The following is a 17,663-nucleotide window of genomic DNA, read 5'->3' on the forward strand; positions in this document are numbered from 1 at the left end:
ACCGGGGACGCCCCGGGGCGGGGCGGCCCCACCGGCCGGCCCTGCGGCGGAGCGGCCCGGCCCCGGCCGGCGCACGCCATCGGGGCCGCCCGCACCGGACACGGAAGCCTCCGGAGGAACCGTCGATGCCCGCCCCGACGGGCGCGGCGACGGTGCGGCGCCCGGCCCTGCCCGGGGCGAGCCCGCCCCGAGGCCAGCCCGCCCCGGGGCCGATCCCCGTACCGCCCGCACGGCGGAGCGGGCCGGGCCCGGCCGGGTCCCTGGTCCGCGCACGCCCTCGGGGCCGCCCGCGATGGCGCCCTCGGGTGGCGCGGGCGGCTCCGGTGGCACCGCGAGGGCCGGTGCGGAGAGGCGCGGCCGTGTCCGTGGCGCGGGGCCCATGCACCTCCGGGGCGGACTCGTGGCGCCCGGTCTCCCCGTTCTGCGGGTTCGGGAACTGCGCGTTTCCTACGGCGGGTTCGCCGCTCTGGACGGGGTCGACCTCGATCTTCCGGCCGGTCGGGTCACCGCGGTCGTCGGGCCCAACGGGGCCGGGAAGAGCACGCTGTTCCACTGTCTCGCCGGAACCGTCCGACCGGTGTCGGGCAGGGTCGTGCTCGGCGAACGGGACATCACCCGGCTGCCCGCCCACGCGCGGACACGGCTCGGCATCGCCCGCACGTTCCAGCAACTGGCCCTCTTCCCGACCCTGACCGTGGCCGAGAACGTCCGCGTGGGCGCCGAGCAGGGGCGTGTCGTGGACCCGGGAGCGGTGGAACGGTCCCTGCGGCTGCTCGGGCTCGACGGGGCCGTACGGACGCTGCCGGCCGCGGACCTGCCCACCGGAACCCTGCGACGCGTCGAACTCGCCCGCGCCCTCGCCGGAAGCCCCCGCGTCCTGCTGCTCGACGAACCCGCCGCCGGGCTCGACACGCGCGAAGTGACGGCACTGGCCCGCGTGCTGCGCGCGCTCGCCGCCGACGGAACGACCCTGCTCGTCGTCGAGCACGACCTCGACCTGGTGGCCGACCTCGCCGACACCGTGCACGTCATGAGCGCGGGCCGCGTCGTCGCCTCCGGCCCCGCCGACCACGTACTCGACGGGCTGGACGAGCACGCCGGGTCCGCCGGGTTCGACGGGTTCGACGGATGAGCGCGGCCGGGATCTCGCTGCGCCACGCGCGCGTACGCTACGGCCCGCTGGAGGCCCTGCACGGCGTCACCCTGCACGCGCCCGCCCCCGGCGTCACCGTCCTGCTGGGCCGCAACGGCTCGGGCCGTACGACCGCGCTCCGCGCCCTGGCCGGCTCCCTGTCCCTGTCCCACGGCGCCGTGGTCTGGGACGGCGCCGACGTGACGCGCCTGCCCGCGTACGAACGGGCCCGCCGGGGCCTGTGCCTCGTCCCGGACCGCCGTGCGGTGTTCGCCTCGCTCACGGTCCGCGAGAACCTCGAACTGGCCGCCGCCGGGCGCCCCCTCTCGCCCGCCCTCGACGCCTACCCCCGCCTCGACACCCTGCTGCCCCGGAGAGCGGGCACGCTCTCCGGGGGCGAGCAGCGCATGCTCGCCCTCTCCCGCGCCCTGCTGGCACGCGCGCGCGTGGTCCTCGTCGACGAGCCCGCGCAGGGCATGTCCCCGACGGTCGCGGCCCGCACGTACGAGCTGCTGCGCGGCCTCGACGCCTGCGTGGTCGTGGCCGAACAGCGGCTGCCGCCCGGCCTGTGCGCCGGCACGACGATCGTGTACGAACTCCGGCGCGGCGCGGTCGTGTTCAGCGGCGAGGCGACGGAGACGGCAACGGCAACGGGTCCTCCAGGGTCGGCGAAGCCGAGGTGACCGGCGCGGAGGGGACGGCCGAGGGAACCGAAAGGACCGGCGGGGTCGGCCGGGTCGGCTGCGTCGGCTGCGTCGAGGGAATCGGCGGAGTCGGAGTGCTCGGGCGGCTCGGGCGGCTCGGGGCGGGCGTGGGTGCACTCCCTCCCCCGGCCTGGGAAGTGGGCCGCCGCCCAGGGCCCGCGCTCTTCGGAAGCCGCAGCATCGTGCCGACGTTCAGGCGGTCCGGACGCGCGCCGACCATCCGCCGGTTGAGCTTGTAGAGCGCCTTCCACCCGCCCTTGACGCGGTACGACCGGGCGATCGACGAAAGGCTCTCCCCCGGCCTCACCACGTGCGCGCGGCCCGTGAGCCCGTACCTCTTGGAACAGACGGGCCACGCCTTCCAGCCCTGGACGCGCAGTACTTCCTCCGCGACCTTGATCTGCTCGTCGCGCGTGGCCAGATCGGCCCGCCGGGCGTAGGCGAGGCCGCCGAACGTCCGCCAGGTGGGCTGCCAGAACTGCAGCCCTCCGTAGAAGCCGTTCCCGGTGTTCGCGTTCCAGCGGCCGGAGCTCTCGCACTTCGCGACGCAGCTCCACGGCCACCCGTCCTTCGCACAGGCGTACGGCGCCCGGTCCGCCCTCGCGGGGCCGGGCGCCGGGGTCGGTGGTGCCGCCGCCTCCGCGGGGACCGGCAGGGCCAGAACCGCGGCGACGACGGCCGCGTACCGCATGCGCTTGATCGACATCGGGCCACGCTAGGTGGGGCCGCGACGGCCTTCCACGAGCCGCGCGGACGGTCGCAGAGCACCCACCCGGTCGGCTGCGGGCCGGTGGGGGCTGAACGCGCGGTTCCCCGCGCCCCTGAAGGGCGAAAGCAGGGGCGCAGCCCCTGGCTTTCGAGGGGCCGCGAGGAACTGCGCGGCCCGCCCCCACCGGACCCGCAGCCGAGCCCAGTCCCTCAGATCCTCAGCCGCTGTCCGGGAACGATGACATCGGGATCCCCGCCGATGACGGCCCGGTTCGCGGCATAGACGCGCTGCCACGTCGTCCCGTGCCGCGCCGCGATCCCGCTCAACGTGTCACCGCTGCGAACGGTGTACCCACCACGAGCCGAGCCGCGCCCGGTATGCCCCACAGATCGCTCCACCGCCTTCGCCGACTTCGACGATGCCGACGGTTTCGACGACTTCGGCGACTTCGACGGCTTCGAAGGCGCGGCCTTCCCGGTCGCGCCCCCCGCCGGAGCACTCTCGGACGCACCAGCGCGCGCCGCGCAGGTGGGCCACGCGCCCCACCCCTGCGCACGCTGCACCTTCGTGGCGACAGCGATCTGCTGCGCCCTGGAGGCCTTGTCGGCCGTGGACGCGTACGCCGTGCCGCCGTACGCGCGCCAGGAGCCGGCGGAGAACTGGAGCCCTCCGTAGTAGCCGTTCCCGGTGTTGATGTGCCAGTTGCCGCCGCTCTCGCACTGGGCGATGCGGTCCCACACCCCACCGTCCGCCGCGGCGGCGTTGCCGTTCGCGGCGAGCAGTCCGAGCGGGGCGAGCAGGGCCGCCCCGGCGAGAACCGCGGTCGTACGAGCCTTACGGGTGTTGTCGGCACATTCGGACATGTATTTCCCTCTCGAAGGACCCGGGGTCCCCCGAGGCGGCACGGGACCGCCGCGTCTCGACGCGGTCGCCCCGACCCGCCCCGTCCGCCGGAGGTGGTGCGAAGTGCTGCGGTGGTGCGGGTGGCGGACGTACCCGAGCGGTGCTCGCTGCACACGGCGGAGCAATGTAGAGAGTGGAGAGGCCCGATTTCAACCAACTCCTTGTCATTCCAGGCCAGTTCGCCGTTACCATAGGTATCGTCGATTTTGAGCCACCCACTTCATTCGTGGATTTCCTGATTTGTCGACCATCGACCCCGGTGATCTGTGACTCACGTCACCGGACCAACTTCCCTACTGATCACGGGAGTTGGCGTGGAGTGATGGATTCCGCCGCCGGGTTCACCCTGCGCGCAGGATGGTTCGATTCCGTTCGCTCTGGGGCGTGACCCCCGCCACAGATCCTCCGTTGTCTTCTTCATGAGCCGGGAACCCTTCCGGTTCACGGACCGGGAGCCCCCGGCCACAACACGCACCGCACCCGAGGAGCCCCCCGTGCCGCGCATGCTCGACGTCAGCGACGACGTACGCGCCGAGATCGGCGACGAAGAAGCCGACCGGCTGCTCGCCGGAGAGAACGCCCCGGGCAGTTACGACTGCACGTCCTGCCGCACCCAGGGCGACTCCGAACAGGAGCGCACCAGCACCGTCCTGTTCATCGGCGACGAGACGGCCGTACTGGCGTTCGCCCACTCCACCTGCCTGCCCTCGCAGGTCGTCCAGGTGACCGAGGAGCAGTTGCAGGGCGCCGTCCGGTCCATCACCGGGGACGAGCGCCCCTCCGAGGCCCTGCCCGAGCAGGCCGTCCTCGGCGTCACCAGCGGACTGATCCTGCTCGGCGGCGAACTGCACCCCGCGCTCGTCGTCGAACCGACCGGGCGCATCGCCCGGCCCGGCACGACGGGAGGAGACGGCGACGACTTCCTGCCGCTCCTCATCGAGCAGGGCTTCATGCCGGTGAGCCGGCTCACCGAGGTGCCGCCCGTGCTGCACGGCTGGTCCGTGCTGCTCGCCGTGGGCCAGCTGCACGCGGTCCTGCAGCCCAGCAGCAGTGGCGGCTCGCCCGTCGCCTGGTGGCAGGCCCATCAGCCGCTCCAGGTCACCGACAGCTGGCGGGCGGCCGCCAACAAGCACCAGCAGGTGCTGCTGTTCGCGGCCCCGGTCGGCTCGATCGGCCGGCAGCCCCGCGAGGACCTGCTGCGCGACGCGCTCGACAAGGCCGCGGTGGGCGGCCGGCTGGTGGCGAGCGCGATGCCCCTGGCCGGCACCTGACCGACACCGCACCGGCAGCGGACCCGCACCGGACGGGTAGCGGACGGGTAGCGGACCGGTATGCGACCGGCAGCGCTGTGACCTGCGAAAGCGGGCGGTCGGCCGCATCCGAAGGGCGGCGGGGTCGTTGGCACGTACGTGTACACCTACGACACCCCCCGCCGCCTGCCCCACTCGTCACCGATCCCGGCCATGCGGCCGGCCCGGGACGCCACGGGCAGCTCTTCGGCCACCCCGATCTACGACGCGCTCTACGCGGAGTACCTCAGGACCTTCCGGGCCCTGCCGGGTGACCGCATGGGCGAGGAGGAGCTGGGCTTCACGGCTTTCGGGATCGGCCCCCACGCACCGGGGCTGCCCGGATCGGGCCTGCCCGGGTCAGGTCTGCCCGGCTCAGGTCTGCCCGGCTCAGGTCTGCCCGGATCGGGCCTGCACAACGCCGGTCTGCTCAGCAGCGGCTCGTACGGCTCAGGCGCGTACACCCCGACCGTGTACGGCATGCGGCAGGTCGCCGGGCAGCACCAGACGGGGTACGCGGCCACGCACCAGAGCCAGACGGTCACCTCCGTCTGGCAGCCGGCGGCACGGCAGCACTCCACGGGCCTGACCCCGGCGGCACTGCCGCCCGGCCCGCGCAGGGAACGCTGACGTGAGCTGAACAGGAACGGGAGAGGGCCCCTGCTTCACGCGGGGGCCCTCTCCCCTGTTCACGCACACCGCTCGCGCGGCGGCGGCTACTTCTTCTTGCCGCGCTTCTCGCGCACCCGCACCGAGATGTGGATCGGCGTGCCCTCGAAGCCGAACTCCTCACGCAGGCGGCGCTCCACGAACCGGCGGTAGCCGTGCTCGATGAAGCCCGAGGAGAAGAGCACGAACCGCGGCGGCTTGGTGCCCGCCTGCGTGCCGAAGAGGATGCGCGGCTGCTTGCCGCCCCGGATCGGGTGCGGGTGGGCGGCGACCAGCTCGCCCAGGAAGGCGTTCAGGCGGCCCGTCGGGACACGCGCCTCCCAGCCCGCCAGCGCGGCCTCGATCGCCGGGACCAGCTTCTCCATGTGACGGCCCGTACGCGCCGAGACGTTGACCCGCGGCGCCCACGCCACCTGGAGGAGCTCGGTCTCGATCTCCCGCTCCAGGTAGTAGCGGCGCTCCTCGTCGAGGGTGTCCCACTTGTTGAAGGCCAGGACGATCGCGCGGCCCGCCTCGACGGCCATCGTCACGATGCGCTGGTCCTGGACGCTGATGTTCTCGCTGGCGTCCAGCAGGATGACCGAGACCTCCGCCTTCTCGACGGCGGCGGCGGTACGCAGCGAGGCGTAGTAGTCGGCGCCCTGCTGGAGGTGGACGCGCTTGCGGATACCGGCCGTGTCGACGAACTTCCAGGTGACACCGCCCAGCTCGATCAGCTCGTCGACCGGGTCGCGGGTGGTGCCGGCGACCTCGTTGACGACCACGCGGTCCTCGCCGGCCACCTTGTTCAGCAGCGACGACTTGCCGACGTTCGGGCGGCCGATGAGCGCGATGCGGCGGGGCCCGCCGACCGCGATGCCGAAGGTCTGCGCCGGGGCCTCGGGCAGCGCCTCCAGGACGGCGTCGAGCATGTCGCCGGTGCCGCGGCCGTGCAGCGCCGAGACGGGGTGCGGCTCGCCGAGACCCAGCGACCAGAGGTACGAGGCGTCGGCCTCGCCGCTCAGGCCGTCGACCTTGTTGGCGCAGAGCACGACGGGCTTGCCCGCCTTGCGCAGCAGCCGCACGACGGCCTCGTCGGTGTCGGTGGCGCCGACCTTGGCGTCGACGACGAAGACGACCGCGTCGGCCGCCTCGATGGCGAACTCGGCCTGCGCGGCCACGGACGCGTCGATGCCGAGGACGTCCTGCTCCCAGCCGCCGGTGTCGACGAGCTTGAAGCGGCGGCCCGCCCACTCCGCGTCGTAGGTGACGCGGTCGCGGGTGACGCCCGGCTTGTCCTCGACGACGGCCTCGCGGCGGCCGATGATGCGGTTCACCAGGGTCGACTTGCCGACGTTCGGCCGGCCGACGACGGCGAGGACCGGGAGCGGGCCGTGGCCCGCCGCCTCGATCGCGCCCTCGATGTCCTCGGCGTCGAAGCCCTCTTCCGCGGCGAGCTCCATGAACTCCGCGTACTCGGCATCGCCAAGCGCCCCGTGCTCGTGCTCCGAGCCGTCGGGCTGGATCTGGTCGTTCATGAAGTCCGTACCTCGTTCATCGTGGTGATCGGTGGAACCGCCCGTATCGGACGATCCACTACTCAAGTACTCAAGTGTTACTCAGCGCCCGGTGAGACGCCTGGCGTTTTCCAGGTGCGCGGAGAGCTGCTTCTGGATGCGCACGGTCGCCTCGTCGAGCGCCTTGCGCGTACGCCGTCCGCTGCCGTCGCCCGCCTCGAAGGGGTCGCCGAAGACGACGTCGACCCGGCTGCGCAGCGGGGGCAGCTGCTTTATCAGCCGTCCGCTGCGATCGGTGCTCCCCAGGACGGCGACCGGCACGATCGGGGCCCCGCTGCGGACAGCGAAGTAGGAGAGCCCGGCGCGCAGCGAGGCGAAGTCTCCCTCGCCACGGGTGCCCTCGGGGAAGATCCCGAGGACGCCGCCGTCGTCCAGGACGCCCAGCGCCCGGGTGATCGCGGTGCGGTCGGCGACCGTGCGGTCCACCTTGACCTGCCCGATGGCGAGCAGGAAGGGGTCCAGCGGGCCGACGAACGCCTCTTTCTTGATCAGGAAGTGCGTGGGCCGGGGTGCCACACCCATGACCATCGGGCCGTCGATCATGTGGGAGTGGTTGACGGCGAGGATCGCCGGGCCGGTCGCCGGAACCCGCCAGGCCCCCAGGACGCGCGGCTTCCACAGTCCGTACATCAGGCCGACGCCGATACGGCGGCCGACGTCGGCCCGCCGGGCCGTCGGGGCTGTGTTCGGGGCTTCGCTCACTTCGCGGCCCGCTTCTCCTCGACGAGGGTGACGACGCACTCGATGACCTGCTGGAGCGTGAGGTCGGAGGTGTCCACCTCGACCGCGTCGTCCGCCTTCGCGAGCGGGGAGGTCTTACGGGTGGAGTCGGCGGTGTCCCGCTTGATGAGGGCCTCGCGGGTGGCGGCGACGTCGGCGCCCTTCAGCTCACCGCTGCGGCGGGCCGCGCGGGCCTCCGGCGAGGCGGTGAGGAAGATCTTGAGGTCGGCGTCGGGCAGCACGGTCGTACCGATGTCCCGGCCCTCGACGACGATGCCCTGTCCGGCCGCCGAGGCGATCGAGCGCTGCAGCTCGGTGATCCGGGCGCGCACCTCGGGGACGGCGCTGACCGCGCTGACCTTCGAGGTGACCTCCTGGGTCCGGATGGGGCCCGCGACATCCGTGCCGTCGACCGTGATGGCGGGCGCCGCGGGGTCCGTACCGGACACGATGTCGGGCTTGCCGGCCGCGTCCGCGATGGAGGCGGGGTCGGCGATGTCGATGCCGTTGTCCACCATCCACCAGGTGATCGCCCGGTACTGGGCGCCCGTGTCCAGGTAGCTCAGGCCGAGCTGCGCCGCGACGGCCTTCGAGGTGCTCGACTTGCCGGTGCCGGAGGGACCGTCGATGGCGACAATCACGGCCGGGGTGGTCCGGGCGTCGGTGGATTCCACGGGTGCGGACACCTTCCTGGTACGGGGTACTGGCTGGTTCGGGCACGAGCGCGCCCCGAACAAGGTTACTGGCTCCCCGGGCCCCGGCTTACGGACCCCGCGGCGCCCCGGCCCACGCCCCCACCGCCGCCTCCGTCACCGTCCCTGCGCCAGGTTCACGACGATCACCAGGATCAGGACCGCCACCAGGATCGTCAGCCCCACGGCGAGAGGCCGTGCGGTGTCCGGCAGCCAGGTCGGCGCCTGGTGCGGCGGCGGCCCGGCCTGTTCCCTCCGCCGCCTCTGCCGCCTCTGCCGCGCCGGACCCGTCGGCTGCCCCGGCTGCTGCCCCGTCGGCTGCATCAGTTGCATCTGTTTCGTCTGCCCCGAGACGGCCGAGGCTGCCGACGGGTCCGGCGCGGTCGGTGTGGTCGGTGCGGTCGGTGCGGTCGGCGGGGTGTCGTTGAACACGTCGTGCCCCGTGACCGCGGCCCGCGCGCACCAGGGGCAGGCGGTCAGATGGGAGCCGTGGCTGTGCCGCGGCCGGTCCGGGCAGACCCGGGCCAGGCGGCGTTCCTCGTCCAGGGCGCGCAGCCATTCCTGGGCCTGGGGCCGGACGGCCGGGTCGGTGACCCCGGGCCCGAAGGCGCGGCGGGCGAGGGCGAGCAGCGCGGGCGGCAGGATCGTCGGGTCGACGACACCGCGCGGGACGATCACGCAGCCGGGTGCGGCGACGTAGGAGCGGCTGGCCGCGATGTTGTCCTTGACCGTCGTCTCGGACTCGCTGTCCCGCGGCACGCCTCCGAAGGGGTGGTTCCCGGCGGTCAGGAGCTGGTAGATCAGCACGGCGAGGGCGAAGTCGTCGCTCTGCCGGGTCGCGGGGCCGCCCGCCAGCCGTTCCGGGGCGGCGTAGTCGGCGGTCTGCATCAGACAGGGGAACTCCTCGTGCGTCGCCGGGTCGGTGAAGGCGATGGAGTCGCAGTCGAGGAAGGTGACGAAGCCGTTGGCGTCGACGACCACGTTGTTGCTGGAGAAGTCGCCGACGACCAGACCCTCGTAGTGCATCCGGGCGGTCATGAAGGCGAGGTTCCAGCCGACGCCGAGCATGAACCGCCAGTCGGTGCGCTCGGGGAAGAGCCGCAGTCGCTGGGCGCGGGTGAAGAGGCCGACGAGCTGGACGTGCCCCGGCTCGCCGAACCGGCGCATCGCGTAGCCGAGGAACTCGCCCTCGGTGCCCCGGGCCACCGCCGTGGGCCAGGCCAGTTCCGGCGGCTGGCCGGGACCGATGGGGCGACCGCCGAGCGGGGTCAGGGTCAGCATGCGTTCCAGGCGGCGCTCCTGTTCCGCGCCGGGCGGCTCGCGGTAGAGCTTCACCACGATCTGCCCGTGGTCGGCGACGGGGTAGACGGCCGCCTGTCCGCCTCCTTTGAGGGGTTGCGGGCCGAGCGTCACCCGCCGTCCGTCGAGGAGGACTCGCTGTCCTGTCGGGGCGGTCATGGGCCGGGCCCCGTCGAGTCCCGGCCGGCACCCCGACGACCGGAACCCTGACCGCCGCCCCGATGACCAAAGTCCCGGCCGCCGCCCCGGCTCATGCGCCGGCCGTCCTGGCGGTCCTGGCGGTCATGGCCGTTCTGACCGCCCGGAGCAGTGTCTTGTCGTCGGCGTTGAGGGCGGTCAGCCGGTCGGAGCGCAGCAGGGCCGCCAGGTCGTCCTCGTCCCCCTCGGGGTCGTCGCCCGGTGTGTCCAGGGACCGCAGGACGGCCGAGGTGAAGGAGGCGTTGGGCACCGGCGGCCGGCCGCCGAGCGCGGCCTGGGCGAGCCCGTCGGTGGACAGGAGGACCCCGTCGACACCGTCGTCGCGTACGCAGGCGGTGCTCAGCCGGTCCTCGGCCCCGGGCGAGGTGAGGAAGACGGTCTCGTTGCTGTACTCGCTGACGGCGGCGGGCCGCGGCAGCAGATGGAACTGCCGCTCCCCGTCACCGGTGCGGCCCGCCCGCAGGACGACGAACCCGTCGCCGACCGAGAGATGGCCGAGCCAGGCGGGGGTGAGGACCACCACGGTGAGGGTGGTGGCGAAGTCGTACGCCTCTCCCCCGGTGCGGAGCAGGAACTCCTCGCAGACCTCGCGGAAGGCGTCCGTGAGCAGGGTGTGGACGGCCTCGCCGGGCGGGCAGTGCCGGGCGGCCCGGCGGGCGAAGCGCTCGGTCGCCAGGTCGACCGCCAGCCGGGCCCCCTCGCCGGACCGGCTGCGGCTGCCCGCCCCGTCCGCGACGGCGAGGACGGTGGCGGTCCCCGCGTCGGCATGCCCCCAGGCGTCCTGGCAGGGCAGACCGCTCTGCCGGTGCCGGTACCCCTCGACACTCAGCCCGTGGACCCGCCAGCGCTCACTCACACCGCCACCCCGCTCGCGTCTCCCACCCCGCTCGTGCCTCCCATTCACGCCTCCCAGGCCGGGCGCTGCGTCCTGAACTGGGCGAAGATCTTCTCGAAGACCTCGTCCCCGGCGCCGCGCTGCTCGGCGTTGGCGCTGGCCGACATCATCTGGAGCAGCTCGCGGAACGGGAAACCGTGCAGCCGGGCGTTGAAGGCGGGCGCGAGGGCTTTGAGCACCTGCTCGCCCATGTCGGAGATGTCGCCGACGCCGATCGCGTACAGCCGGTACTTCCGGGCCCGCTGGTCGTCCGTGAGCATCGGTACGAGGCGCTGCCAGGCGTTGGTCCAGCGGCCGGTGCCGTCGGTGGGCAGGCCGTCCGTGACCAGGCAGATCTGCGGGCGGTAGTACTGCAGCCCGCCCGCGCGCAGTTCGGCCTTGCGGTCGGCGACGATCCGTACGGCCAGTTCGAGGGCCTCGGTGAGCAGGGTGACCCCGGCGGCGGCCAGGACCGGGGCCTGGAACGCGTGCGCCGGTACGAAGGGGCTCACGGGGATCTGCGGGGGCAGCGGCTGCGCCCCTCTCCAGGCGCACACGCCCTGTCCGCCGAAGGTGACGACGGCGACCTCGACGCTGTAGCTGAGACTCACGTCGTCGTGGAGTTCGCGGGTCCAGGAGTGCAGCGCGTCGTTGAGGGTCTGGATGGGCGGGCCCGTCATGGAGCTGGAGGTGTCGAGGCAGAGCACCAGCGGCAGGCGCTGTGCGTTGTTCTCGAACTCGATGTCCGCGTACGACGCCGGGAGCGTCCGGGGCTGCCGTTCGTTGCGCATGGTCTCTCCGCTGGTCTCTCCGCGAGGCAGGTGGGTCGGGCGGTTCGGGCGGTTCGGGCGGTCAGTCGTGCTCGTCCGTGGCCGGCGGCCGGTGGTGGCACGGGACGGCGAGCAGGACCTCCGCGGGTCCGGAGGCCTCCTCGGGACCCGCCCGCGCGGGGTCCGTCACGTCGACCGGGCTGCCGGGTGCGGGCGGCGGGCTGCCGGAGTCGGTCCACTCGGCCCGGTGGAGACAGTGGTCCAGCTCGACGTACCCCTGCGGGTGCAGCCCGGTGCGCACGGTGGCCGTCCGGCGCGGTGCCTCGGCTTCGCGGTGCCGAGGCCGGTGCCGGTGCCTGCGCAGGAGCGGCAAGGGCCGGGGCGCGCCGCGGTGGCGGGGGCCCCGGGCGGGGTCGGGTCCGGCCGCGGCGGGGACGGGGTTCACCCGGGTGCGGCGTACGGCGAGGACGAGCAGGGAGAGAAGGAGGGCGAGAGCGGTGGCCGCTCCGACGGCGAGCCAGACGAGCGTGCGCCGCTCGCCCGCCGCGGCGGTCACCGCATGCCCGGCGGCCACGTCGGCAGACATCGACAGCATGATTCCGCGACTCATGGCACCCCCGTCCGCCGTCCCGTCCGTCATCCCGTTTGACACCCCGTTCGGGAGCGGGAAAGCACATCGCATATTAGAGGCGAACATCGGCCCGCCGGATAGCCGTCGGGACATTTCGCAGCCGTCTTATGGACCCCTTTTCCTAGAGGTGGAACATCTCCTGGCACCTGGTGAACATCTGCCGCGCGTGTTCCGTCCAGTCACCGGCCAGTTGCTCGAAGTCGTGGGGGGTCATACGGCTGGTGAGCGGGAGGACGCAGACTCCGGCGAGGCAGGGGCGGGGGCCGCGGACGTCCCAGACTGAGAGCATGGGGATCAGCTGTTCGGTATTCCACGCATTCGCCGCGGCGGCGGCCGGAGCCAACTGATCCTCCCGTAGGACATGACCGTCCGTCATGAAGGCGACGAGCAGTTTTCTGGTGGTCATGAAACGAATGGTGACCACGCCGCCCGTTTCGGGAACGGCGAATTCCAGAGTGACGGAAGTGGAATCCGATACGGCCGATCCGGCGTTGCTGCGGCCGGCCCAGTTCTCCACCAGCCGCCGCCAGTGGGCGCCCACTTCGGGGAGGGGGCCGAAGGCGGCGTCAGCGTGCGCCACGACGTGCCGCCTCCCTGACCATGGTGGCGGTCAGCCCGGCGTCGAGCAGCGCCTGCGCGTGCAGCAGCAGACAGGAGGGGACGCTCGGGGTGAGCCCGCGGTCCCGGCCCTGCCCCGGCTCGACGCGGGCGGCGAGGTCCTTGACGCGATCCCGTACGGCCTCGGCGACGGCGGGCGGCGGCCAGTCCGCGGCGTCCCCCACACCGGTGAGGAACTCGCCCAGCAGGACGTCGAGGCCGGGCCGCTCCTCGGGCTGCCGGGCGAAGCAGCGGGTGAGGATGGCGTGCAGTGCGTCCGGTACGTCGTCCAGGTCGGGTGAGCCGTCGACGACCCGGTAGATCACATCGGCGGCGTCCCCGAAGGGCGGGTGGCCGGTCGCCGCGTGGACGAGCACGCCCGCCAGCGAGAAGACGTCGCTCGGCGGGCCGACCGGCCGGGCCATCAGCTGCTCCGGCGACATGTAGTGGGGGGTGCCCATGGTGATGCCGGGCTGGGTGAGTTTGGGCGCCCCGGACAGCAGGGAGATGCCGAAGTCGATGACGCGGGGTCCGTCGGCGGCCAGCAGGACGTTGGCGGGCTTGAGGTCCCGGTGCACGAGCCGGCCCGCGTGGATGGCCTGGAGCGCCTCGACCAGGCCCGCGCCCAGGACGCGTACCTGGGTCTCGGTGAAGGGGCCCGCGGCGCGGACGGCCTCCGAGAGGGCGGGGCCGGGTACGTACACGGTGGCCAGCCAGGGCGGGTCGCCCTCGGGGTCCGCGTCGACGACGGCCGCGGTGAAGGCGCCGCCGACGGCCCGTGCGGCCGTCACCTCGCGCGCGAACCGCTGCCGGAACTCCGGGTCGGCCGCGTACTCCGGCCGCACCACCTTGACGGCGACGGCCCGCCCGCCGGGCGACCGGGCGAGATACACCCACCCCATGCCACCCGATCCGAGCCGCCCCACGATGCGGTACACCCCCACCCGCAGGGGATCACTGACCGGCGTCCGCACACGGCCCACCTCATTCGCGCGGAGTTACGCGGAGACACGTAGAGCAACGTAGAGAAACGCAGCGATACCGAGTGTGCCCCGAACCTCCCCACGGGGAAGCCCGGTCGGCCCACATCTACGGCCGAACCACGCACCAGCCACCCGGGCCGCGCCCCTGCTGCCGCCCCCTACTGCCGGATAGCCCAACCCCGCTCCCGCAGCGCCGCGGTCAGCACCGCCGCCGCCGACGGCTGCACCGACAACTCGATCAACCCCACCTGCTGACCGGTCGCGTGCTCGATACGGACGGCCTATCCCCAACGCCCCCCTCGCACCGCTCGGCGCCCGGGGCGCCTCCCGGGCTTCGGGCGGCTGCGGCGGCCTCCGACCGCCGACACCGGGAACCCGCCCCTACTGCCGGATAGCCCAACCCCGCTCCCGCAACGCCGCGGTCAACACCGGCGCCGCCGACGGCTGCACGGACAACTCGATCAACCCCACCTGCTGACCGGTCGCGTGCTCGATGCGTACATCCTCGATGTTGACGCCCGCGCGGCCCGCGTCGGCGAAGATGCGGGCCAGCTGGCCCGGCTGGTCGTCGATGAGGACGACGACGCTCTCGTACGTGGCGGGAGCCGTGCCGTGCTTGCCCGGGACGCGGATCTGGCCGGCGTTGCCGCGGCGCAGGACGTCCTGGATGCCGTCGGTGCCGGCGCGGCGCTTGGCCTCGTCGGAGGACTGGAGGGCGCGCAGGGCCTGCACGGTCTCGTCCAGGTCGGCGGAGACGTCCGCGAGGAGGTCGGCGACCGGGCCGGGATTCGCGGAGAGGATGTCGATCCACATCCGCGGGTCGGACGCGGCGATCCGCGTCACGTCACGGATACCCTGCCCACAGAGGCGTACGGCGGCCTCCTCGGCGTTCTCCAGCCGTGCGGCGACCATGCTGGACACCAGGTGGGGCATGTGCGAGACGAGCGCGACCGCACGGTCGTGGGCGTCGGCGTCCATCACCACGGGAACGGCCCGGCAGAACGAGACGAGTTCCAGCGCGAGGTTGAGCACCTCGGTGTCGGTGTCCCGGGTCGGCGTCAGCACCCAGGGCCGCCCCTCGAAGAGGTCGGCCGTGGCGGCGAGGGGGCCCGACTTCTCACGGCCCGACATGGGGTGCGACCCGATGTACGCGGACAGGTCGAGGCCCAGCGCCTCCAGTTCGCGGCGCGGCCCGCCCTTGACGCTGGCCACGTCGAGGTAGGCGCGCGCGACCCCGCCCCGCATCGCGTCGGCGAGCGCCCCGGCGACGTGCGCGGGCGGCGCCGCGACGATCGCCAGGTCGACGGGCCCCGCGGGCTCCTCGTCCGTGCCGGCGCCGAGCGCCGCCGCGGTACGGGCCTGCCCCGGGTCGTGGTCGGCGAGGTGCACGACGACGCCCCGCCCGGTCAGGGCCAGCGCGGCCGACGTCCCGATGAGCCCGGTGCCGATGACGAGTGCGGTTCTCACTGGGCGATGTCCTTGCGCAGCGCGCCCGCGGAGCCCAGGTAGACGTGCGCGATCTCGGCACGCGGCAGGTCGGACTCGATGTGCGCGAGGACCCGTACGACCCGGGGCATCGCCCCTTCGATGTCCAGTTCCTGCGCGCAGATCAGCGGCACGTCGACGATGCCGAGCTTGCGCGCCGCCGCCGCCGGGAAGTCGCTGTGCAGGTCGGGCGTCGCCGTGAACCAGATGCTGATCAGCTCGTCGGCGGTCAGCCCGTTCCGCTCCAGGATGGCGGTGAGCAGCTCGCTGACCTGCTCGTCCATGTGACCGGCTTCGTCCCGCTCCAGCTGGACGGCGCCCCGGACCGCTCGTACCGCCACGGTGACACTCCTCGTTCATGTACGGATCGGCTCTACCTCATCCAGCCTAGTCAGCCCTCGACGGCTCGACGCGCGGCGCCCGTCTGCCGAGACGGCCGCCCCTTTTTCGCTTCTCGCTCTCCCAATCTCCGCCAAGTGGCTCCTGTGCGCCTCTGGACGCGGGAGCCACGGTCCGCTTGCATGGTGAGGCTGTCCGCGCCACGCCTCGGGGGAGGCACGATGAAGCGTTCCGGACCACTTTTCACGCTCCTCGCGGGACTGCTGCTCGCCCTGTTCATGCTGTCGCTCAACGCGACGACCGGGACGCGCAGCACGACGACCGGGAGCGACGCGCCCGCCGATGCCGTGTCGGCGAGCCCGGCACCCGTGGCGACGGCCACGGTCACGCCGGGCAAGCGGTCGCCGTCGCCCAGCCCGTCCAAGCCCAAATCCACCGTGCCGAACGCCGACTACGCGGGCCGCACCGACGACGACTCCTCCGCGGTCGCGGTGACCCTGCGCGACGGCAAGGCGGTGGCGTACTTCTGCGACGGCCGGGACCAGGAGTCGTGGCTGAAGGGTGACGTCGAGGCCGACGGCAGCATGCGGCTCACGAACGAGCAGGACAGGACCCAGGTCCTCACCGGCAAGCTGGCGGGGAAGCGGATCACCGGCACGGTCGACATGGGGCAGCGGAAGTACGGCTTCACGGCCGCCAAGTCCCTGAAGCCCAACGCGCTGTACCGCGCCACCGACACCGTGTCCGACACCAAGATCGACGGCGGCTGGATCGTGCTGCAGGACGACAGCCAGGTCGGCATCCTCAAGCGGGACGGCAAGGCGAGCCCCGCGCCCCGTATCGACCCGGCGACCGGCACGGTGACGGTCGACGGGGAGCAGCTCACCGCCCGCCCCGTAACCCCTTGATCCCGTGGAGCCCCTTGATCCCCGGGCTCCACCCTTCGCTCTTCGCCCTCCGTTCCGCCCTTCGCTCTTCGTGCCACCTCCGCTCCGCCCCATGACCGCGAGATCGCGTGACCGCTGGGAGCCGACCATGACAGTGGACCCGAACGCAGCAACCCAGGGTTTCCCCGCACCCGACCCGGCCCGCCGGGGCCCGGGAGCCGCCCGCTACCTCGTACCCGCCCTGGTCGCGAGCGCGGTCGCGGTCGGCCTCGGCGTCTACGGGAACGTGCACGACCCGGAGGGCACCGCCTTCAACCTCGCGGGCTTCAGCAGCACGAGCGCCGTGAAGTCCTGGCTGGCCACGGTCGCGGTGGGCTTCGCGGTCGTCCAGCTCGTCTCGGCACTCATGCTGTACGGGCGACTGCCGGGCCCGAGCTGGTCAGGCGTACTGCACCGCTGGTCGGGCCGGATCGCGTTCCTGGTCGCGGTACCGGTGGCGGTGCACTGCCTGTACGCGCTGGGCTACCAGACCTATGAACCGCGCGTCCTGTGGCACTCGCTCCTGGGGTGCTTCTTCTTCGGTGCCTTCAGCGCCAAGATGCTGCTGCTCCGCGCGGAGCGACTGCCCGGCTGGCTGCTGCCCATCGTCGGCGGGCTCGTCTTCTCCGTGCTCACGGTGATCTGGCTGACCTCCGCCCTCTGGTTCTTCCGCACCTTCGGAGTGACGACATGACCCATCCCTCGACGCGGCGCACGGTGCTCGCGACAGGCGCGGCGGGCGCGGCGAGCGCGCTGCTCCCGGGCTGCAGCAAGTACGGGGACGAGAACAGCGGGGGTGACACGGAGGAAGCGTCCTCCGCGGCCCCCTCGGGCACCGCGGGCGGTGAGGCACCCGGCGGTGGCGGTGGCGGTGGCGGTGGCGGTGGCGGCAAGAAACTCACCAAGACCGCCGACATCCCGGTCGGCGGCGGGAAGATCTTCAAGGACGAGAAGGTCGTCGTCACCCAGCCGGAGAAGGGCGGCTTCAAGGCCTTCTCGGCGGTCTGCACCCACCAGGGCTGCATCGTCGCCAACGTCTCGGACGGCACGATCAACTGCACGTGCCACGGCAGCAAGTTCAAAATCGCCGACGGCTCGGTGGCCGGCGGCCCGGCACCGAAACCGCTTCCCGCGAGGCAGATCACGGTCGAGGGAGACGCGATCGGCCTCGCGTGACCCGCGTGATC

At 73.0% G+C, this 17,663-nt stretch carries 20 protein-coding genes and 1 pseudogene; 6 read left to right on the forward strand and 15 right to left on the reverse strand.

What is annotated here, in order from left to right; all coding sequences use genetic code 11:
- Both ACFVH5_RS24860 and ACFVH5_RS24865 read left to right on the forward strand, forming a co-directional pair.
- A partial coding sequence (locus ACFVH5_RS24860; protein WP_385835953.1) for an ATP-binding cassette domain-containing protein occupies positions 1-1,132 on the forward strand: 1,132 nt, incomplete at its 5' end.
- On the forward strand, positions 1,129-1,815 hold the full coding sequence (locus ACFVH5_RS24865; protein ID WP_385835954.1) for an ATP-binding cassette domain-containing protein: 687 nt from the start codon (positions 1,129-1,131) through the stop codon (positions 1,813-1,815). The genes ACFVH5_RS24860 and ACFVH5_RS24865, both read left to right, overlap by 4 nt.
- Here the strand turns inward: ACFVH5_RS24865 and ACFVH5_RS24870 are convergent.
- Positions 1,751-2,542, reverse strand: coding sequence for a transglycosylase family protein (locus ACFVH5_RS24870; protein WP_385835957.1), 792 nt, complete (start codon positions 2,540-2,542; stop codon positions 1,751-1,753). The two genes, ACFVH5_RS24865 and ACFVH5_RS24870, sit on opposite strands and share 65 nt — an antisense overlap.
- 212 nt (positions 2,543-2,754) lie before the next feature.
- Positions 2,755-3,408 (reverse strand): transglycosylase family protein, encoded by a 654-nt coding sequence (locus ACFVH5_RS24875; RefSeq protein WP_385835958.1) that lies wholly within the window; start codon positions 3,406-3,408, stop codon positions 2,755-2,757.
- 534 nt (positions 3,409-3,942) lie between these two features.
- Here ACFVH5_RS24875 and ACFVH5_RS24880 point away from each other — a divergent pair.
- Entirely contained in the window at positions 3,943-4,719 is a 777-nt protein-coding gene (locus ACFVH5_RS24880; protein ID WP_384811599.1) for a hypothetical protein, read from the forward strand.
- A gap of 319 nt (positions 4,720-5,038) precedes the next feature.
- Here the strand turns inward: ACFVH5_RS24880 and ACFVH5_RS24885 are convergent, their stop codons facing one another.
- From ACFVH5_RS24885 to aroH, 13 genes and pseudogenes are all read right to left on the reverse strand, one after another.
- Complete coding sequence (locus ACFVH5_RS24885) at positions 5,039-5,143, reverse strand: pentapeptide repeat-containing protein (RefSeq protein ID WP_385835994.1); 105 nt, start codon at positions 5,141-5,143, stop codon at positions 5,039-5,041.
- Between the two features lie 310 nt (positions 5,144-5,453).
- A complete protein-coding gene (gene der, locus ACFVH5_RS24890; RefSeq protein WP_384811605.1) occupies positions 5,454-6,923 on the reverse strand; it encodes a ribosome biogenesis GTPase Der in 1,470 nt (489 codons plus the stop codon).
- A gap of 81 nt (positions 6,924-7,004) precedes the next feature.
- Positions 7,005-7,703, reverse strand: a complete 699-nt coding sequence (locus ACFVH5_RS24895) for a lysophospholipid acyltransferase family protein (protein ID WP_384811608.1) — start codon at positions 7,701-7,703, stop codon at positions 7,005-7,007.
- On the reverse strand, positions 7,661-8,356 hold the full coding sequence (gene cmk / locus ACFVH5_RS24900; protein WP_385835959.1) for a (d)CMP kinase: 696 nt from the start codon (positions 8,354-8,356) through the stop codon (positions 7,661-7,663). Before cmk ends, ACFVH5_RS24895 begins: the two co-directional genes overlap by 43 nt.
- Positions 8,357-8,491: 135 nt before the next feature.
- Complete coding sequence (locus ACFVH5_RS24905) at positions 8,492-9,832, reverse strand: hypothetical protein (RefSeq protein ID WP_385835960.1); 1,341 nt, start codon at positions 9,830-9,832, stop codon at positions 8,492-8,494.
- A 91-nt stretch (positions 9,833-9,923) separates the two neighbouring features.
- Positions 9,924-10,727 carry a PP2C family serine/threonine-protein phosphatase gene (locus tag ACFVH5_RS24910; protein WP_385835963.1) on the reverse strand — a complete coding sequence of 268 codons (804 nt, stop codon included), beginning with the start codon at positions 10,725-10,727 and terminating at the stop codon, positions 9,924-9,926.
- 44 nt (positions 10,728-10,771) lie between these two features.
- Positions 10,772-11,536 (reverse strand): VWA domain-containing protein, encoded by a 765-nt coding sequence (locus ACFVH5_RS24915; RefSeq protein ID WP_385835964.1) that lies wholly within the window; start codon positions 11,534-11,536, stop codon positions 10,772-10,774.
- Between the two features lie 61 nt (positions 11,537-11,597).
- The gene (locus ACFVH5_RS24920; protein ID WP_385835965.1) at positions 11,598-12,101 is read right to left on the reverse strand and encodes a hypothetical protein; all 504 of its coding nucleotides are present in this window, start codon (positions 12,099-12,101) and stop codon (positions 11,598-11,600) included.
- Positions 12,102-12,267: 166 nt separating this feature from the next.
- Positions 12,268-12,726, reverse strand: a complete 459-nt coding sequence (locus ACFVH5_RS24925) for a hypothetical protein (RefSeq protein ID WP_385835967.1) — start codon at positions 12,724-12,726, stop codon at positions 12,268-12,270.
- Positions 12,713-13,717, reverse strand: coding sequence for a serine/threonine-protein kinase (locus ACFVH5_RS24930; RefSeq protein ID WP_385835968.1), 1,005 nt, complete (start codon positions 13,715-13,717; stop codon positions 12,713-12,715). Before ACFVH5_RS24930 ends, ACFVH5_RS24925 begins: the two co-directional genes overlap by 14 nt.
- 167 nt (positions 13,718-13,884) lie before the next feature.
- A pseudogene (locus tag ACFVH5_RS24935) lies at positions 13,885-14,004 on the reverse strand (prephenate dehydrogenase); the annotation flags it as partial.
- 103 nt (positions 14,005-14,107) lie between these two features.
- Entirely contained in the window at positions 14,108-15,193 is a 1,086-nt protein-coding gene (locus tag ACFVH5_RS24940) for a prephenate dehydrogenase (protein ID WP_384811628.1), read from the reverse strand.
- The gene (gene aroH / locus ACFVH5_RS24945) at positions 15,190-15,552 is read right to left on the reverse strand and encodes a chorismate mutase (protein WP_107021188.1); all 363 of its coding nucleotides are present in this window, start codon (positions 15,550-15,552) and stop codon (positions 15,190-15,192) included. The genes ACFVH5_RS24940 and aroH overlap by 4 nt, the downstream gene beginning before the upstream one ends.
- A gap of 219 nt (positions 15,553-15,771) precedes the next feature.
- Here aroH and ACFVH5_RS24950 point away from each other — a divergent pair, with 219 nt between their 5' ends.
- From ACFVH5_RS24950 to ACFVH5_RS24960, 3 genes are all read left to right on the forward strand, one after another.
- On the forward strand, positions 15,772-16,458 hold the full coding sequence (locus ACFVH5_RS24950) for a hypothetical protein (protein ID WP_385835969.1): 687 nt from the start codon (positions 15,772-15,774) through the stop codon (positions 16,456-16,458).
- A 127-nt stretch (positions 16,459-16,585) separates the two neighbouring features.
- Complete coding sequence (locus tag ACFVH5_RS24955) at positions 16,586-17,170, forward strand: DUF6529 family protein (RefSeq protein WP_385835996.1); 585 nt, start codon at positions 16,586-16,588, stop codon at positions 17,168-17,170.
- Positions 17,167-17,652, forward strand: coding sequence for a Rieske (2Fe-2S) protein (locus ACFVH5_RS24960; protein WP_385835970.1), 486 nt, complete (start codon positions 17,167-17,169; stop codon positions 17,650-17,652). The genes ACFVH5_RS24955 and ACFVH5_RS24960 overlap by 4 nt, the downstream gene beginning before the upstream one ends.
- Positions 17,653-17,663 lie beyond the last annotated feature (11 nt).

Source organism: Streptomyces sp. NPDC127119 (assembly GCF_042677425.1).
In the GTDB taxonomy this organism is placed as follows: Bacteria; Actinomycetota; Actinomycetes; order Streptomycetales; family Streptomycetaceae; genus Streptomyces.

What these genes read in the sequence shown, in the direction of transcription:
- ACFVH5_RS24865 (WP_385835954.1), top strand. Translation starts at nt 1,129, where the DNA reads ATGAGCGCGGCCGGGATCTCGCTGCGCCACGCGCGCGTACGCTACGGC.
- ACFVH5_RS24870 (WP_385835957.1), bottom strand. Translation starts at nt 2,542, where the DNA reads ATGTCGATCAAGCGCATGCGGTACGCGGCCGTCGTCGCCGCGGTTCTG.
- ACFVH5_RS24875 (WP_385835958.1), bottom strand. Translation starts at nt 3,408, where the DNA reads ATGTCCGAATGTGCCGACAACACCCGTAAGGCTCGTACGACCGCGGTT.
- der (WP_384811605.1), bottom strand. Translation starts at nt 6,923, where the DNA reads ATGAACGACCAGATCCAGCCCGACGGCTCGGAGCACGAGCACGGGGCG.
- ACFVH5_RS24905 (WP_385835960.1), bottom strand. Translation starts at nt 9,832, where the DNA reads ATGACCGCCCCGACAGGACAGCGAGTCCTCCTCGACGGACGGCGGGTG.
- ACFVH5_RS24915 (WP_385835964.1), bottom strand. Translation starts at nt 11,536, where the DNA reads ATGCGCAACGAACGGCAGCCCCGGACGCTCCCGGCGTCGTACGCGGAC.
- ACFVH5_RS24920 (WP_385835965.1), bottom strand. Translation starts at nt 12,101, where the DNA reads ATGTCTGCCGACGTGGCCGCCGGGCATGCGGTGACCGCCGCGGCGGGC.
- ACFVH5_RS24950 (WP_385835969.1), top strand. Translation starts at nt 15,772, where the DNA reads ATGAAGCGTTCCGGACCACTTTTCACGCTCCTCGCGGGACTGCTGCTC.
- ACFVH5_RS24955 (WP_385835996.1), top strand. Translation starts at nt 16,586, where the DNA reads ATGACAGTGGACCCGAACGCAGCAACCCAGGGTTTCCCCGCACCCGAC.
- ACFVH5_RS24960 (WP_385835970.1), top strand. Translation starts at nt 17,167, where the DNA reads ATGACCCATCCCTCGACGCGGCGCACGGTGCTCGCGACAGGCGCGGCG.